16 protein-coding genes and 1 pseudogene are annotated in these 16,701 nt (G+C 70.8%); 6 read left to right on the top strand and 11 right to left on the bottom strand.

Annotated elements, in window-relative coordinates:
• Positions 1–28: 28 nt before the first annotated feature.
• From ACFHWT_RS03120 to ACFHWT_RS03110, 3 genes are all read right to left on the bottom strand, one after another.
• Positions 29–208 (bottom strand): hypothetical protein, encoded by a 180-nt coding sequence (locus ACFHWT_RS03120; protein ID WP_416593037.1) that lies wholly within the window; start codon positions 206–208, stop codon positions 29–31.
• Between the two features lie 107 nt (positions 209–315).
• Positions 316–786, bottom strand: coding sequence for a MerR family transcriptional regulator (locus ACFHWT_RS03115; protein WP_416593036.1), 471 nt, complete (start codon positions 784–786; stop codon positions 316–318).
• 47 nt (positions 787–833) lie between these two features.
• Positions 834–1,439, bottom strand: coding sequence for a TetR/AcrR family transcriptional regulator (locus ACFHWT_RS03110; RefSeq protein ID WP_416593035.1), 606 nt, complete (start codon positions 1,437–1,439; stop codon positions 834–836).
• Between the two features lie 62 nt (positions 1,440–1,501).
• Between ACFHWT_RS03110 and ACFHWT_RS03105 the strand changes: the two genes are divergently transcribed.
• The gene (locus tag ACFHWT_RS03105) at positions 1,502–2,347 is read left to right on the top strand and encodes a class I SAM-dependent methyltransferase (RefSeq protein ID WP_416593034.1); all 846 of its coding nucleotides are present in this window, start codon (positions 1,502–1,504) and stop codon (positions 2,345–2,347) included.
• A gap of 25 nt (positions 2,348–2,372) precedes the next feature.
• On the opposite strand, the gene ACFHWT_RS03100 is transcribed toward ACFHWT_RS03105, so the two are convergent.
• Complete coding sequence (locus ACFHWT_RS03100) at positions 2,373–2,813, bottom strand: hypothetical protein (protein WP_416593033.1); 441 nt, start codon at positions 2,811–2,813, stop codon at positions 2,373–2,375.
• Between the two features lie 488 nt (positions 2,814–3,301).
• On the opposite strand from ACFHWT_RS03100, the gene tcmP reads away from it, so the two are divergent.
• Positions 3,302–4,279 carry a three-Cys-motif partner protein TcmP gene (tcmP, locus tag ACFHWT_RS03095; RefSeq protein ID WP_416593032.1) on the top strand — a complete coding sequence of 326 codons (978 nt, stop codon included), beginning with the start codon at positions 3,302–3,304 and terminating at the stop codon, positions 4,277–4,279.
• Between the two features lies 1 nt (position 4,280).
• On the opposite strand, the gene ACFHWT_RS03090 is transcribed toward tcmP, so the two are convergent.
• The gene (locus ACFHWT_RS03090; RefSeq protein ID WP_416593031.1) at positions 4,281–5,051 is read right to left on the bottom strand and encodes a DUF5131 family protein; all 771 of its coding nucleotides are present in this window, start codon (positions 5,049–5,051) and stop codon (positions 4,281–4,283) included.
• Positions 5,052–5,441: 390 nt separating this feature from the next.
• Here ACFHWT_RS03090 and ACFHWT_RS03085 point away from each other — a divergent pair, with 390 nt between their 5' ends.
• Complete coding sequence (locus ACFHWT_RS03085; protein WP_416593030.1) at positions 5,442–5,657, top strand: hypothetical protein; 216 nt, start codon at positions 5,442–5,444, stop codon at positions 5,655–5,657.
• A 22-nt stretch (positions 5,658–5,679) separates the two neighbouring features.
• Here the strand turns inward: ACFHWT_RS03085 and ACFHWT_RS03080 are convergent, their stop codons facing one another.
• A complete protein-coding gene (locus tag ACFHWT_RS03080; RefSeq protein WP_416593029.1) occupies positions 5,680–5,994 on the bottom strand; it encodes an MGMT family protein in 315 nt (104 codons plus the stop codon).
• A 60-nt stretch (positions 5,995–6,054) separates the two neighbouring features.
• On the opposite strand from ACFHWT_RS03080, the gene proB reads away from it, so the two are divergent.
• Positions 6,055–7,164 carry a glutamate 5-kinase gene (gene proB, locus ACFHWT_RS03075; RefSeq protein WP_416593028.1) on the top strand — a complete coding sequence of 370 codons (1,110 nt, stop codon included), beginning with the start codon at positions 6,055–6,057 and terminating at the stop codon, positions 7,162–7,164.
• 31 nt (positions 7,165–7,195) lie between these two features.
• Positions 7,196–8,440 carry a glutamate-5-semialdehyde dehydrogenase gene (locus tag ACFHWT_RS03070; protein WP_416593154.1) on the top strand — a complete coding sequence of 415 codons (1,245 nt, stop codon included), beginning with the start codon at positions 7,196–7,198 and terminating at the stop codon, positions 8,438–8,440.
• 39 nt (positions 8,441–8,479) lie between these two features.
• Here ACFHWT_RS03070 and ACFHWT_RS03065 read toward each other — a convergent pair whose 3' ends face one another.
• The 5 genes and pseudogenes from ACFHWT_RS03065 to ACFHWT_RS03045 form a co-directional block, all read right to left on the bottom strand.
• Positions 8,480–9,268, bottom strand: coding sequence for a prenyltransferase/squalene oxidase repeat-containing protein (locus ACFHWT_RS03065; protein WP_416593153.1), 789 nt, complete (start codon positions 9,266–9,268; stop codon positions 8,480–8,482).
• A 185-nt stretch (positions 9,269–9,453) separates the two neighbouring features.
• Complete coding sequence (gene moeZ, locus ACFHWT_RS03060) at positions 9,454–10,614, bottom strand: adenylyltransferase/sulfurtransferase MoeZ (RefSeq protein ID WP_282233470.1); 1,161 nt, start codon at positions 10,612–10,614, stop codon at positions 9,454–9,456.
• A gap of 155 nt (positions 10,615–10,769) precedes the next feature.
• Positions 10,770–11,648, bottom strand: a complete 879-nt coding sequence (locus ACFHWT_RS03055; protein WP_416593027.1) for a DUF3152 domain-containing protein — start codon at positions 11,646–11,648, stop codon at positions 10,770–10,772.
• 208 nt (positions 11,649–11,856) lie between these two features.
• Complete coding sequence (locus tag ACFHWT_RS03050) at positions 11,857–12,774, bottom strand: DUF3152 domain-containing protein (protein WP_416593026.1); 918 nt, start codon at positions 12,772–12,774, stop codon at positions 11,857–11,859.
• Positions 12,775–12,875: 101 nt separating this feature from the next.
• Positions 12,876–14,039 (bottom strand): annotated as a pseudogene (locus tag ACFHWT_RS03045) (hypothetical protein); the annotation flags it as partial.
• A gap of 1,994 nt (positions 14,040–16,033) precedes the next feature.
• On the opposite strand from ACFHWT_RS03045, the gene ACFHWT_RS03040 reads away from it, so the two are divergent.
• Positions 16,034–16,672 carry a TetR/AcrR family transcriptional regulator gene (locus ACFHWT_RS03040; RefSeq protein WP_278173588.1) on the top strand — a complete coding sequence of 213 codons (639 nt, stop codon included), beginning with the start codon at positions 16,034–16,036 and terminating at the stop codon, positions 16,670–16,672.
• Positions 16,673–16,701 lie beyond the last annotated feature (29 nt).

The raw sequence follows: 16,701 nt of genomic DNA, 5'->3' as shown, positions 1-16,701 counted from the left end.
GCCGGCGCCCCGCTGCCCGACCGCGCCGTCATCGCTGGCCTCGCAGCCGGGCGAGGAGCAGCCGGAACACCTCGGCCTGGGCGGGGGAGAGCTCCCCGGTGATGGCAGTCAGCAACTGGGTACCTGCTACGTTGCCAGCGTTCGTGACGATGACGTCGGTCATCTCGGCCGGCAGGAAGCCCTCCAGGTCGGCGGCGAGTGACGCCACGTGCGTCGGCCGCGTCGGCGTCGGCGATCTCGTCGAGCCGTCGGTAGAACTCCTGCGTACGAGCCGACATCGCCGGCTCGGTCAGCGGCTGGAACAGCGCGCTGAACTCACCCCGCTGATCCGGTCCCGGTGTCCAGCAGCGCCAGCATCTCGCGGTCAATGGCGGCGAACGCCGATCCGTCGGTCGGCAGTTGACGCAGCACCGCCGCCATCTCCTCGGACACCGTGGCATCGGCGTCCAGCTCGTCGACGGACTCGTCGGCGGCCAGCAGTACGGCGAGCCGCTGCCGCCTGCTGGCGATCGCTGCCTGCTGGCGGGCCAGGTCGGCGTCCAGCTCGGTGAGCACCTCGCGCAGCTCCCGGCCCCGGTCGTCGGCGAGCACGTCACGGATCTCGTCGAGCGAGAGCCCCAACTCGCTCAACCGGCGTACCCGGGCCAGGGCCACCGCATCCCGCAGCCGGTATTCCCGGTAGCCGTTGGACAGCCGCTCCGGCTCGGGCAGCAACCCGAGATGGTGGTAGTGGCGCACGGTCCGGGTGGAGACCCCGACCAGCGCGGCAAGCTCGCCGATCCGCATGCCACCAGTAGAAACGTTGCCGCTACGACAAGGTCAAGCGGCGATCGTCAACGCGATGGGCCCGTGCGGCGGGCGCTGTCGAGGGCGACGGAGACGACCTTGCGCACCGCCGGTGCGTCCGGTGGGTTGCTCTCCCGGTCAGCGAAGAGCAGATGTCCGGTCCCTGCCAGTATCGGCGCGAGCGCGTCGATGTCGGCGTCGACCGCGATCCGGCCGAGGTCGCGCTCGGTGGTCAGATAGGACGCGATCATGGAAGTGGCATCCGAGAGGATCGGCAGTCGTGGGTCCGGTCTGGCCTGCCGCAACCGTCTGCGGAGCTCGTCGCGGGAGACGATGAGACTGATCAGGGCCAAGGTCACCGATCCAAACAATTCGGTGAGCAGCCCGGTCAGGTTGCCGGCGACGGTGCCGGTCCCGGCTGTCTGCTGCAGGGCGGCGGCCTGGGTGTCGATCCGGGCCATCCGGTCCAGCACGAACTCGGTGAGGAAGGTGTCGAAGTCGGTGAAGTAGCGGTGCAGGACGCCCTTGGCGACCCCCGCCTCGGTGGTGACCGCCCGGCTCGTCAGCCCACTTGGCCCAGCTTGGAGCAGGACGCGTTCGGCGGCGTCGAACAACTGCTCGCGCGCGTCGCGGATGGCGACACCGGTCGGCACTGTGCGATCCTCCGCTCGTCTGTCGGCCACTGCAGTGGGCGATTGCCCACTAGAGTGGGCGCATGCCCACTCCACCGTCCGGTCGGCCACCGGATCCTCATCTTGCCAGGGGCGTCGCCGAATCGTTCGGCGTCGACGCACCGCGCTACGACCGGGCCAGGCCTCGCTACCCCGCCTCTCTGGTCCGGCGGATCGTCACCGTCAGTCCGGGATCCGAGTTGTTGAACGTAGGCTGCGGCACCGGCATCGAAGCCCGACAGTTTCAGCAAGCCGGCTGCACGGTGCTCGGGGTCGAACCCGACCCGCGAATGGCGGACTTCGCGCGGCGCGCCGGCGTCGAGGTCGAGGTGGCGACGTTCGAAAGGTGGCAGGCCGCAGGACGGACCTTCGACGCCGTCATCGCCGGAACGGCCTGGCACTGGGTCGACCCGATCGCTGGAGCGATCAAAGCCGCCCGGGTCCTGCGCACCGGTGGCCTGCTGGCACCGTTCTGGCATGTGTTCCAGCTCCCGCCCCTCGTGGCGGAAGCCTTCGCCGCCGCCTACCGGCGGGTGGTGCCCGACTCGCCGGTCGCCTTCGAGCCAGACAAGCAGGGTGTGGACGCGTACCAGCCGCTGTTGACCAGAGCCGCCGACGGCATTCATGAGGTAGGTGGGTTCAGCATCCCCGAGCAGATGCGCTTCGACTGGACGCAGCCGTACACCCGCGACGAGCTGTTCGACCTCATGCTGACCCAGGGCCTTCTCACCCGGCTCGCACCGGACGGACAGGCAGCGGTGTTGGACGGTGTCGGACCTGCCGTCGACGAGGCCGGCGGCAGCGTGACGATGTCAGGTACGACCGTTGCCGTCGTCGCGGTGCGGACCGGTGGCGGCACCGCTCCGACGGCGGCCATACCGGCGGAGTGAGCCAGGCACGTGGTCGTCCGTGGCGTCAGCGTTGGAAGACGTCCGGGAAAGCGGCGATCGCGCTCTGCAGATCGGCCAGGGGTCCACCGTCGATCGGCGTGCCCGCAGCCAGCAACGCGTCGGTGCCGCGCCAGACCGCCGCCGCGTAGTTAGCCTCGGACACCCGACACAGCGGTCGGCCGGCGGGCGTGCTCAGCCGCAGACCATGACGGCGGGTACGGCGTACGGCGAAACCCCAGCCACTGGCGGTGCTGGTCAACATGTAGCTGGCGTCCGGGTGCGCCAACAGGGTCACGACGCCGTTGAGCATGTCTGCGGCGACGAGGTACACCATCGACAATCCACGCGAGCCGAGCTGGCGGGAACGGTGGGCCCCGCCGTCCCAAACCAGGCTGATGTGCCCCAACTCGAACCCGATCACCTGCGGTGGCGCGTCAACGGGCGTGTCGAACTGCACTGCGATCACCCCGACATGATCACAGACCCGGCGGTTGGGTCGCCATCCCCGCCGCCGGGGCCGGCAGATGCATCGGCCGCTACCGGCGCGAAGATGAGGCAAACGTCCAGCTAAAGGGTGTTCGACATGGGGTGTCAGTCGGGCCAGGCGAAGGTTTGACGTCGCTGACGGCGAGCGGGTCCGCCGCGAGTGAACCGGCGCACCATCTGGTTGATCGCCGCCTACCGGATCATCGCTTCCGACACCGCCAGGCGGCGTTCGTAGTCACGGGCCAACTGCCGACCAACACAGAATCAAGATCGTGATTACGTGATCTTGCTAAGTTCCAGTTCAAGAGATGTTGACGGTGGCGCCTCGACATAGTGATCTTGCTGTCATTGCCAAGTCTTGTAGCTCGATTGTTCGCCAACTACGTGTTCACCCCTTTACGGCGAGTCCATGCGAGCCTTACTCTTCAAGACTCGGACGGTCACCCTTCGTTGTGCGAGGAGTCGTGGATGGCAGCCAAGAAGTGGGGCTGGTGGACGAGGCACAAGCTGCAGATCTTGGAAGATTACCTGGCAAGCTTCGCAACCGCATCAAAAAAGGCCGATGAGCGGATCTACCTTGACCTGTTCGCTGGGTGGCCCGAGAACGTCGCCAGAGAGACCGACGAAATGATCTTGGGATCAGCGCGCCGCGCTTTGTCCGTTGATCCTCCCTTCACGCGAGTCTGTCTATTTGAGCTTGACGAGAAGGCCCGGCGTCTGGAGAAGGCCGTCCGGTCCGTGTATCCAGACCGGGCAGGAATCAAGGTGTACGACAAAGACTGCAATGTCATGGTTTCGGCGGCACTTCAAGAGCTCCGGCCGGTTGCTTGGGCGCCAACGTTCGCATTCGTTGACCAGTTTGATTCGGAAGTCAAGTGGTCGACGCTGGAGCAGATCGCGCGATTCAGGCGAGCCAAGACGAAGGCGGAAATGTGGATTTTGTTTGCTACCGGGATGTACCCACGCGGTCTGAATATACATGGTCGAGACATGAATGCGCAGTACGGTGATACTTTATCGGAGATGCTGGGTAGCGAGGAATGGGTGCCGATTGCGCAGGCTCGGCGTGACGGGCGCCTAGACGCAGCCCAAGCGCGAGACGAGTGGGTCAACTTGGTTCGGTGGCGTCTGGAGACCGTGCTGGGTTACCGAAAATCATACGGCTTCACGATGAAGAACACCGGTGGTCAGGATATATACGACATGATTTTTGTAACCGATCACGATGCTGGTGACCGCATCATGCGGCATCTGTACGGTAAGGCAATGAGTGAGCATCAGGCAATGCGTCAGCATGCCCTAGCGCTCCGCCGTGATAAGCGTGCGAAGGATCAAGGGAAATCGGGTCTCTTTGATATTGCTCCTGATATGGTGACAGCCGGAGAGATGGATGATAAGAAGGTCTACGATCCGGAGCCGCCGCGTCCTCCTTACGGTTTTCGCTGACCTATGTAGCGGTGGCCAATGAGTCTGCAGATCGCCTGTTATCGGGCATTTGGTCCCAGGTTTGGCCATCCAGCACGCGCCCCCCTGCCTTCGGGCTGCGTCCGCCCCACTGTTTGAAAAAAAACGCAACTTTCGCATCAATGCAGGAGTCGCGGATGCTACGTATCCACTCCGGATTCATCGGTCGCGCACGTGGGCCTGACTCGCCGCCGCCAATCACCCAGTCAATTCCGGTAAAGTCTATCTTGTCGAGCGGTCCGAGGAGTGGTTCGGCCGAGATGAACCGCACGGCGGCAGGTACGTTGCGAAGGTGTTCGATGCGTCTAGCTTGGGACTCGTCTTCGACGCTGACTCCCATCCAGACGTTCGTCGGCCAAGGCAAGTCTGGCGCGAGCCGCGCGAGCCGCGTTGCCCGTTTCGTAAGAACTTGATAGGTGTGCTGCGGCGTCGCGACCATCGTCGCAAACACTCTTGCGACGAAGCTGGTAGGTACGCGAGCGTGAAAAAGGTCACTCATTGAGTTTACGAAGACGATTCTGGGTTCCCGCCATCGAAGAGGAGTGTCAAGAGTGTCTTCGTGGATCGCTACGCCGAAGCCTGGGCCGGACGTCTGAGGGTCGCCGTCGGTCTGGTACTTCAGTGAGCCCATCGCCTTGAGCCGCTTTGCCAAGCTCAGGGCATAGCAGTTGTCGCATCCTTGCGAGATCCGATCACAACCGGTCGTGGGATTCCAGGTGGCCCCGGTCCACTCAATCGCGCTGCGGTCTGCCACGGCACCCCTTCCCGAGCGATCACACCAATTACTCGAACATGTGTACGGCAAATGGCTCCGGCTTGCAACCCTTCAACCGGTAGCTGAGTCTCTCAGATCCGCCCCGTCCGAGATCGCCACCGCTGGAGACCCGGATGCCATCACGCAACGGTCCGGAGCGATGGCGACGCCTCAGCGGCATCTGCGTGGCACGCCAGCAAGTGGCAGCCGTCGCCTGAGCTGCTATGAATCGCTCCGTCGCTGGCGCATTGTCCTAGCGGTGAGGAACGCCAACCGCCGGGGGAAGTCGGCGCGCCTGTCGGTGCCGGTGCCCGGTGGGTGTGGTGTCCAGTCGTCGTCTGGGCCGGAGATGACCCGCACGCCTTCGGGGCGTAGGTCGGCGATGGAGCGTTGGAACGGGCACGGGCGTGCCTCGACGGCGGTGACTTCACCGGGGCGGGGCGGTGGCTGGTCGAAGCCGACCGCGTCGCACCAGCGGAGCTCCGCTGCCGACCTTTTGTGCGTACCGTCGTGGCTGAGGTCGCCCGGTGCGGGCCGCAGGTCGCCGGCGTCGCCCGGCTGGCGACGGCGCTCGGGCTGACGACGTATCCGCCACGAGCGGGCTAGGCGGGAACGACGTGCCTGAGCCTCACCTTGATGTGTCCGGGTACCAGGCGGCGGCCCTCATGTCGACGCCGTCGCCCTTCAACGGGCATCCTTCGGCGCGCAGCAACGCCTGAGCCCGGGTTTCGTGCCCCGGCGGCAGCCGGCCGGCCGAGGAAACCACCCGGTACCACGGGACGGCGGAGCCATGGCGCGACATGATGTTCCCGATCAGGCGGGCGGAGGCCCGCCCGCTCGTCTCGGCCAGGGCGTCGGCGACCGCGCCGTACGACATGACCCGCCCGGGTGGGATGCGTTCGACGAGCGCCAGCACTTCCTCGACGTACTCCTGCGGGGTCACGCACGCCACGATATGAGATCTCGCGCCGACGACGCGCACGCCGGCACGCACAATGGGCGGGTGCGTGCCGCAGTTACCCAGGCGAAGCGGGTCGTCGTCAAGATCGGTTCCTCCTCCCTCACCACAGCGGAGGGCGGTCTGGACGGCGACCGGGTCGACGCCCTGGTCGACGTCCTCGCCGCCCTGACGAAGCAGGGCAAGGAGGTCGTGCTCGTCTCCTCCGGGGCGATCGCGGCCGGGCTCGCACCGCTCGGGCTGACCCGACGCCCGCGTGACCTGGCCACCCAGCAGGCGGCGGCCAGCGTCGGGCAGGGGCTGCTGATCGGCAGGTACGCCGCCAGCCTGGCCCGGCACGGTCTGACGACCGGCCAGGTGCTGCTGACAGTCGACGACGTGACCCGGCGGGTGCACTACCGCAACGCGTACCGGACGTTGCGCAAGCTGCTGGACCTGGGCGCGATCCCGATCGTCAACGAGAACGACACCGTCGCCACCGACGAGATCCGGTTCGGCGACAACGACCGGCTGGCGGCCCTGGTCGCCGCCCTGGTCCACGCCGATCTGCTGGTGCTGCTCTCCGACGTCGACGCCCTCTACACCGGCGACCCGGCGAAACCGGCCAGTGAACGGATCACCGAGGTGCGCGACGCCGCCGACCTGGCCGGGGTGGCGATCGGCAGGGCCGGGCGGGCCGGGGTCGGCACCGGCGGCATGGTCACCAAGGTGGAGGCGGCCCGGATCGCCACCGGCTTCGGTGTCCCGGTGGTGCTGACCGCCGCCCCACTCGCCGCCGAAGCTTTGCGCGGTGCAGCGGTCGGCACCCTGTTCCACCGGGTGGAGCGCCGGCCCGCCGCCCGGCTGTTCTGGCTGGCGCACGCCACCGCGCCCCGGGGCCGGCTGCACCTGGACCCCGGCGCGGTGCAGGCGGTGGTGGCCCGCCGCAAGTCGCTGCTGCCGGCCGGGATCACCGCCGTCGACGGTACGTTTACCGCCGGTGACCCGGTCGACCTGGTCGACGCGGCGGGCGCGCCGGTGGCCCGTGGGCTGGTCAACTACGACGCGGTGGAGCTGCCGACACTGTTGGGTCGGTCCACCGGTGAGCTGGCCGCGGCCCTGGGGCCAGGATACGAGCGGGAGGTCGTGCACCGCGACGACCTGGTACTGCTGTAGCAGAACAGTTGAGGAGACGACGACGATGACCGTGAGCGTGACCGAGCAGGGCCGCCGGGCGCGGTTGGCCGCCGACGAGCTGGTCACCGCGACCCGGGCGGCCAAGGACGCCGGGTTGCTGGCGATGGCCGATGCGCTCGTCGCCCGTACCGCCGAGATCGTGGCCGCGAACGCGGCCGACCTGGCGGCCGGACGGGCCGGCGGCCTGTCGACGGCGCTGTTGGACCGCCTCGCCCTCAACGACCAGCGGATCGCCGACATGGCGCAGGCGTTGCGGGAGATGGCCGGGCTGGCCGACCCGGTCGGTGAGGTGGTGCGCGGCTCGACCCTGCCGAACGGGCTGGAGCTGCGGCAGGTGCGGGTGCCGTTCGGGGTGGTCGGCATCATCTACGAGGCGCGGCCGAACGTGACCGTCGACGCCGCCGGGATCTGCCTGAAGTCGGGTAACGCGGCGCTGCTGCGCGGCTCGTCGTCGGCGGCCCGGTCCAACGCGATCCTGGTCGAGGTGCTGCGGGACGCGCTGGTCGGCGTCGGACTGCCGGCGGACGCGGTGCAGCTGCTGGACGCCTCGTCGCGCGACTCGGTCAAGGAGCTGATGCGGGCCCGCGGCCTGGTCGACGTGCTGATCCCGCGCGGTGGGGCGGACCTGATCCGCACCGTGGTCGAGGAGTCGACGGTGCCGGTGATCGAGACCGGGGTCGGCAACTGCCACGTGTACGTCGACGCCGCCGCCGACCTGGACAAGGCCCTCGCCGTGGCGGTCAACTCGAAGACGCAGCGGCTGTCGACCTGCAACACCGCCGAGTCGCTGCTGGTGCACGTGGACGTGGCGGCGGCGTTCCTGCCGAAGATGCTGGCGGCGTTGCGTGACGCCGGGGTGACCGTGCACGGCACCCCGGAGGTCGCCGCGTTCTCGGCCGACGTGGTGCCGGCCACCGACGACGACTTCGCCACCGAGTACCTGTCGGCCGACATCTCGGTCGCCGTCGTCGGCTCGCTCGACGCGGCGGTGGCGCACATCAAGCGGTACGGCACCGGGCACACCGAGGCGATCGTCACCGACTCGGCGAGCGCCGCCCGGGAGTTCGTCGCCCGGGTCGACGCGGCGGCGGTGATGGTGAACGCGTCGACCCGGTTCACCGACGGCGGGCAGTTCGGCTTCGGCGCGGAGATCGGCATCTCCACCCAGAAGCTGCACGCCCGCGGGCCGATGGGGCTGCCGGAGCTGACCTCGACGAAGTACGTGGTCACCGGCGACGGCCAGCTGCGCCGGTAGGCCTACCCGGCGACGGTCACCTGCGCCGGGCAGGCTCGGTCAGCGGCAGGCGCGGATCGCGGCCAGGACGACGTGCACCTCGAACGCGTCGCCCGCGTCGCTGTCCCAGCCGCCGTCGCTGCGCTGGGTGGCGGCCAGCCGGCGGCGGGCGTTGGTCAGCAGCCAGTCGTCGTCGGCCAGGCCGGCCCGGCGCAGCGCGGCGGCCAGCTGGGCGACATCGCCGGGGGCCATCGTGGCGAGCCGGTCGTTGAGCACCACCTGCATCCGGGCCGACTCGTAGAACATGGTCTGCCGGTAGAGGGTGGCGGCGGCCAACCAGCCGGCCAGCAGGTACGACGGCCAGGTGCCGTCCGGGCGCATCTGGGCACCCAGGTAGTGGGCGGCGCGCTGCGCGGCGGCGCGGTGACCGGGGTCGCCGGCACCGTCGGTGTCGGCGACGCTCAGCCAGTAGCCGGCGTTGGCGGTCAGGTAGTAGGTGGCTTCCGGGTCGCCGGGCCGCGCCCAGTCGGGTGCCTCGGCGGCCAGGCTCTCGTCCTCTTCCCAACTGCCGTCGGCCCGTTGCCGGGCGGCCAGCCAGTCGAGCGCCTTGCGGGCCGGTGGCCGGTCGAGCGCACCAAGGTCGTCCAGCTCGGCGAGCCGGAAGCAGGTGGCGTCGACCGAGGCGACGTCGCCGGCCCAGAAGGCGGGCCAGCCGCCGTCCGGGGCCTGCCCGATCTCGGCGCTGGTGAGTGCGTCGGGCTGCGGGGCGGTCCCGGTCCGCAACCAGGACAGCCGGGCCCGGTCCACGGTGTCGCCGTGCGCGACGACGAACCCGATGGCGGCATCCATGTCGACCACGGACGACAGGCTACCGGCGGGTCCGCCGGTCCGCCTCGGTAACTCAGTCAAGGTCAACTAGCCGGCCGGGGATCTGGACGGACCGGATCCCCGGCGGCGCCGTCATGACTGGCCGGTGGCCGCCAGCCCGAGGGCGGGCGGCCACCGGCCGCTGAATCAGTAGCTGGGCAGCGACATCAGTAGCTGGGCAGCGACGGGTCGATCTGCTTGACCCAGGAGAGCACCCCGCCCTGGACGTGCACGGCGTCGGCGAAGCCGGCGGCCTTGACCGCGGCGAGGGCTTCGGCCGACCGTACGCCGGACTTGCAGTGCAGCACGATCTGCCGACCCTGCGGCAGCTTGGCCAGGGCCTCGCCGTTGAGGAACTCACCTTTGGGGATCAGCGTCGAGCCGGGAATCTTGACGATCTCGTACTCGGCCGGCTCCCGGACGTCGACCAGGAAGAAGTCCTTGCCGGCGTCCTGCCATTCCTTCAGCTCGCGGGCGGTGATGGTGGAGTCGACGACCGCCTCCTCGGCTTCGGCCGACACCGCGCCGCAGAAGTCGTCGTAGTCGATCAGGCCGGTGATCGGCTCGCCGTTCGGGTCCTTGCGGATCTTGATGACCCGGTAGGTCATCTCCAGGGCGTCGTAGACCATCAGCCGGCCGAGCAGTGGATCACCGATGCCGGTGATCAGCTTGATCGCCTCGGTCACCATGATCGACCCGATCGAGGCGCAGAGCACCCCGAGCACGCCGCCCTCGGCGCAGGACGGCACCATGCCGGGCGGCGGCGGCTCCGGGTAGAGGTCCCGGTAGTTCGGGCCGTGCTGGTCCCAGAAGACACTGACCTGGCCGTCGAACCGGTAGATCGACCCCCACACGTACGGCTTGCCGAGCAGCACGCAGGCGTCGTTGACCAGGTAGCGGGTGGCGAAGTTGTCGGTGCCGTCGAGGATCAGGTCGTACTGGCCGAAGATGTCGAAGACGTTGTCGTTGTCCAGCGACACGTCGTGGATCTGGATGTTGACGTACGGGTTGATCTCCCGCACCGACGACGCGGCCGACTCGGCCTTGGACCGGCCGATGTCCGACTGGCCGTGGATGATCTGACGCTGCAGGTTCGACTCGTCGACGGTGTCGAAGTCGACGATGCCCAGCGTCCCGACACCGGCGGCGGCCAGGTACATCAGGGCGGGCGAGCCGAGCCCGCCGGCGCCCACGCAGAGCACCTTGGCGTTCTTGAGGCGTTTCTGGCCGTCGACCCCGACATCCGGGATGATGAGGTGCCGCGAGTAGCGGCGGATCTCATCGACGGTCAGCTCGGCGGCGGGTTCGACGAGCGGGGGCAACGACACGGTGAACTCCCCGGGATCGGCAATGCTGGCTGCGCTATTGTTGCTCGCTTCGCGCCAACTCGGCCATGAGTAGCGACACCGCCCGCCATCCGGGATCCGGGAATAGCCGCACCCGACGTAGGCCGGCACCCGGCACGTGGGCCGGTCGCTCCCGGTCAGGTCATCGGTGGGCCGGCGTACCGCTTGCCGTCCAGGTAGGGCCAGCCGTTGGCCACACAGCCCTGCATTCCGTACGTCTGCTGCTGCATCACTGGAGCGGGTCGGCCGGGTGCCGGGCACAGCTCGTGGCCCATGCCGAGCTGGTGCCCGACCTCGTGGTTGATCACGTAGGCGCGGTACTCGGCGAGTGTCCCGTCGTAGTGCGGCACCGCCTCCAGCCAGCGGGCCAGATTGATGATCACCTGGCCGGGCAGCCGGCACGAGGTGTACTTCTCGGTGGACAGCCCACCGAGCGCGCACATCTGCTCCGAGGTACCCGGGGTGGCCAGGTAGATGGTGAACTCGGCGGCGTCGACCCGGGACACCCGCTGCAGCCGGAACTGCCGGGACGCGATCCAGCTGCGTCCGTCGCCGAGTGTCGCGTCGACGATCGCCGCAAACTCGTCGGCGCGCTGGCCGGTTCCGTCCTCGACGGCGACCCGGAACCGGCGCAGTTCCCCGGCCCAGCCGAGCAGCGGGCCGGTCCCGGTGAGGTAGCCGAAGGTGCCCGGCCCGGTCTCCGGGTAGCTGGCCGGCGTTGAGGTCGGCGGCAGAGCGGTGCCGTCCGGCGGGGCGCTGCCTGCGGGTGCCGCCCCGCCGCCGCCGGGCCCGGGTTCAGGTACCGCCGCCGCCAGCAGCCCGGTGGCGCCGGAACCGGCTCGTAGGACGTCGGTGACGATCAGCGCCGCCGCCATCGTCACCAGGACGAGTGCCCCGGCCCGGCGGCGTCGGCGACGCGCCGCCCGTCGACGGTCCGTCCGGTGATCCCGCTGACGGTCCGGCCCGTGGTCCGTTCGGCGGTCCGGCTCCTCGGTGTCTCGTCGTCGGTCGTGCATCCTGGCCCGCCCCTCACGGCGTGCTTCGCCACCCGCGCCGGTCGGACTGGTGCACGACAGGGGGCGAACCGGCGCGGCTCCCTGGCCTGACCTGCCCAGATTGTCACGGCATGTCGGTAAGGCCGGAACGACGCGCGGGGATCATCGGCTCAGGGATTCAATCCGACCGTACGCCCCGTATCCTCCGACGATCCGTCGAGCGGCCGGATCACAACGGGGGACCGGCGTACCGCTCGCCGGCCAGGAACGGCCACGGGTTGGCCACACATCCGTTGAGGAACAGGGTCTGCTGCATCATCACCGGGGCCGGTTCGCCCTCCCCTGGGCAGCGCTCGTGGCCGTAGCCCAGCTCGTGGCCGACCTCATGGTTGATCACGTACGCCCGGTAGACGTCGAGCGGAACCTCACCGCTGACGTAGTGGTCGACCGAGAACCGCCAGCGGTCCAGGTTGATGATCGCCTGGCCCTGCGCCCGGCACGAGGTGTACGGCTGGCCGTCGATCCGGATGTCCACCCAGCCGGCCTGGCACATCCGAGCGGCGGTCTGCGCCGTGGCCAGGTAGACGGTGAAGTCGTGGCCGGCCTGGTCCGGCACCCGCTGCAGGCGCAGCTGACCGCCGCCGATCCAGCTCCGTTCGTCGGAGAGCAGCTTCTCCACCGCGTCGCCGAACGCCTCGACGTCCTCCTCGGAGCCGATCTCCACGGCCACCCGGTAGCGGCGCAGCGTGCCGGACCGACCGGCGATCTTCCCCTGCTTCGAGCTGAAATCGAACTCGCCGCTGCCGGCCGACGGTGCCGTACCGGACAGCCGCAGCACCGGCGCGGGTGGCGCGGTCGTCGGTGGCGGGCCGGTCGTCGGTGGCGGGCCGACGCTGGCCGTCGCCGTCGCGGTGCCACCGGGCGGCGCGGCCACCGCGTCCCGGTCGCCGCCCACCCCGACCCGGGGCAACGCGACCCCGATCGCCGCCAGGCCGAGCACGGTCACCAGCACCGCCGCCAAAACCGGCCACCGCAGGTGCCGCCGACGGGTACCCGACGCGTCGCGTCGCTGCCGGCGGTGCGCCGACCGGCTCCGTGCCCCGGACGGGTGGTCACGGCGTGTCGGGCGGGTACGGCGGTCGGACATCGCTGACCAGCGTGCCACAGCCGACGCCGGTCCGGGCACCCCGGATCGGCGCGTCGGTCCGGGCACGCGGTCTGGCCGACCGGGCCACAGATGCGTGCCGGTCAGGCCAGCAGCGCGTCCAGTCGCCGGTTGACGGCGGCGAGTGTGGCTCTCACCACAGCCTGCCGCGGGTCCCCCGAGACGACCGCCGAACCGGCCAACTGCTCCACCCAGCCACCGCAGGCGAGCAGTACGACGACCACCGCCACCTCGCAGCCGCCCATCGGCACCACGGCCGCGTGCTCGACGATGCACCGTCCCCGGTCCGCCGCGCCGGCCGGACCGGCCAACAGCTTCTCGATCGCCGAGGCGGCGGCCACCGCGCACAACCGCAGCACGTACCCGTCGACCGCCGGCCCGGTCGCCACACCGGACGTGGTCCGCTGGCCGGCGGTCAGCCGCACCTCGACGGTGGCGTCCACGCCGAACGTGCTGACCTGGACGTGGTCCAGCACGACCCGGGGGCCGGGCCGACCACCCGGGTTCAGCGGCCGGGGCGGCCCGCTCTCCGGCGCGGTGCCGCTCGGCTCCACGCACGGCACGGCGGCTGTCGCGGCGGCCGTGCCTGCGTGCCGTGGCGGCGGATCGTCCTGGCCGGGGCGGGGACCCAGCGGCTGGCGGCGGCGGCGCGGGACGTCCGCCGGTTCCGGGGCGACCCAGCCGGGTACGCCGCCCGGTGCCGTCGGCGGCGGAGCCGTCGAGCCCGGCGGCCGACCCGGCGACGACAGGTCGGCGCGGCCGGGCAACGCCGGCAGCCCGTGGTCGGGTTCGACACCCGGCAGGTTCTGCGGTGCCGCCGCCAGGCCCATCCGTTCCTGGAGCAGCCGCGCCACCAACCGGCTCACCTCGGCCGGGTCGGCACCTTCGGCCAGGTCGAGCCGGAGGCTGTGGGCACCGGCATCGGTGGTCCGCAGCGAGGCGTCGCGGACTCCGCCGACGCCGCGTACGGCCGCCAGGATCGCTCCGACGTCGAAGCCTTCCGGCCGCTCCTGCGGCTGGTCGACGACGTCGCCTCGGCGCAGGTGGGACGCGATCCGCGCGAGCTCCGGCGTCTCCGCCGCGTGTTCGACCGGCGGCAGCTGCTGTGGCACGGTCGGCACGTCCGGGTCGGCGGGAACCCGCTGCGGCAACGCGTCCAGCGCGGCAGCCGCGATAGGGGTGGTGGACAAATCCGCCGGATGTTCGACCGGCGGCAGCGCACCACCGGCCGGCTCGGCAGTCACCGGCGCCTCAGCCGGTCCGGACGCCGTGGCCTCGCCCAGCTCATCGTCGGGGCGGCGGGAAACCGCCCGGCGGCGGGGCATCAGGTCGTCGGTGTCCCCGCCGCTGTCGCCCTGGCCGGGCCGTCCCGGTCCGTACTGCCCGGCGGGAGCCGTCGGCTCGTACCGGGGCTGGCCGCTGACCGGCCGGTACCCGGCGGCCTGGCCCAGGTCGGCCGGGCGGTCGGGGCGCCACGGCATCTCCTCCGGCACGGTCGGCGGATCCGGCATCGCCCAGCCCGACTCGCCGCTCGCCGCGCCCGGCCAGCCGCCGCGGTCGTCGCCGCCCCAGCTCGGTGGCGGCGGACCGGACCAGCCGCTGTCCGCCGTGGCGGACCGGTCGTCGGACCAGGCCGGCGGCTCGGTGTCGCCCCGTTCCGCCGGGCCGCTCGGACCACCGGCGGCCTCGGCCGCCCACCCCTGACCGCCGGATTCCGTGGCCGCCCAGCTCGAACCGGTTGGTCCGTCCGTCCAGCCCGGCTCCGCCGCTGACCAGTGCTGCCCGTACGACCAGTCCGGCTCAGCGGCCGGTGGCCCGGACGCCGGCCCGGAGGGTGGCCCCTGACCACGCTGGGACCGGTGACCAGCCTCGTCGCCGGAGGGCCGGTCCCAGGCGGCGGAGCTGGTCGGTCGCGGCCATTCACCGGTGGCGCTCTGTCGGTGCCACTGGTCGGCGGCTGGCGCGGCGCTGGTCGGGACCGGCCGTCGCCATTCGCCGCTGGCGCCGGGCCGGGGCCATTCGCCGGTCACCTGCCGGGACCATGGCCCGCCAGCACCTGGACCGGGCCATTCGCCGGTCGGCTGCCGGAGCGGACCCGCGTCGGACGGCTGCCCAGCGGGCTGCGGCGGTGCCGGGGCAAGGTCGTTTCGGCCGGCAGGTTCGTCGCGGCCGGCGATGTCGTCGTGTCGGGCAGGTTCGTCGCGTCTGGCTGCGTCCGCCGTACGGCCGGCGGGGCCGCCAGCAGACCGGTCGGCCGGCGTGCCCGGGGGGCCGGGTCGGTCGGTCGACATCCCGGGTCGGTCGGTCGACATCCCGGGACGGTCGGGCGGGAGGCCGGACTGCGCGCTGCGCTGCCGGTCGGGCTCGACCGGGCGGTCGTCGGGCTCGGATCGTTGCCCGCCCGGCCGACCGGTCGTCGGCGGTTGGAAGCCCGGTGGGGTGCCGGGGCGGGCCGGCCGGGCGGGTGACACCGGTGCCGCCGAGGCCACCGGCACCGCGCGCAGCGGCGCGGTCGGCACCACCCGGGCCGTCTCCTGCCAGCGGGGCGGCGGGTTGACTGGCGTCGGGGCCGGGCGGGGGCTGTCACCGCCCCGGCGCTCGGCGGGGCCACCAGCTGTGGGCGGGTCGTCCGCGGGTCCACCGGCCACCCGGGCGGTCGGCTCGTCGTCGGCCCGTCCGGTGTCCGCGCCGCCCGGCCGGATCGACTCACCGGCCGGTGCGGGGCGTGGGGTCGGTACGACGGTCTCGGCCGGCCCGGAGACCGGTCGGCCGTTGACGGCTGTGGCCCGGCCGTTGTCGGTGCTACGGGAGCCGCGGGTGGCTGAGCCGCCGCGCGGGGTCCGGGTGAACGGCAGCACCTCGGCGTACCGTGACGGCGGGTCGGCCCAGTGCGGGCCGCTCACCGGTTCGTCGCGGGCGGCCCAGCCGGCACCGGCATGGTCGGCGTCCGGCCCGACCCCGGAGCCGTCCGACCACCGGGTCGGCGACCCCGTCCAACTGCCCATGCCCTGGTCACGACGGTCTCGCGGATCCGCTCCGCCGTCCTCTGGTCCCGGTGCGGCCCCGCGGGGTTCACCTGATTCGTCCACCGTGCGCTCCTCGGTCGCCCCCGCTGAGGCTACCGTGTGCTGACAGTGGCGATAAGTTGCAACGTCGGGCCAATTGACCGGCCAGGTGATATGCACTGATCGTTTCGTTTCTTCGCCGACCAGATGGCCGCGACCGGACTCGGAGGTTCGACATGACCGCTGCGTCGAGCGACGCACAGACAAGCGGCCGACCGGCCCGGATGCCGCGGTCCGCCCGCCGCAAGCAACTGCTCGCCGCCGCCCAGGAGGTGTTCGTCGCACAGGGTTACCACGCGGCGGCGATGGATGACATCGCGGAGCGGGCCGGCGTGTCGAAGCCGGTGCTTTATCAGCATTTTCCGGGCAAGCTGGAGTTGTATCTGGCGCTGCTCGACACGCACTGCGACGCCATCATCGCGAAAGTCGCTGCCGCGATGGCCGCGACCACCGACAACAAGGAGCGGGTCAGCGGCGCGGTGCAGGCCTACTTCGACTTCGTCGACGAGGAGAGCGGCGCCTTCCGGCTGGTCTTCGACTCCGACCTGCGTAACGAACCGCTGGTACGGGCCCGGGTGGAACGCGTCGAACGCGAGTGCATCGCGTCGATCACCGACACCATCATCTCGGACACCGGGGTGAGCCGGTCGCGGGCCGAACTGCTCGCCTCCGGGCTGGTCGGCGCGGCCGAGACCGCCGCCCAGTTCTGGCTGGCCGGTGGTCGACAGGTGCCCAAGGACGAAGCGGAGTCGTTGCTCGCCGCACTGTCCTGGCGGGGCATCGCCGGGTTCCCGCTGCAGGGCGAGGCATCCTGAACACAGTGCGTCCGCATCGGCTAACCTTC

The organism is Micromonospora sp. LOL_021 (assembly GCF_048060215.1).
Classification (GTDB): Bacteria; Actinomycetota; Actinomycetes; order Mycobacteriales; family Micromonosporaceae; genus Micromonospora_E.
The sequence above is the reverse complement of the archived record's forward strand: the minus strand, read 5'-3'. Positions and strand labels throughout refer to the sequence as shown.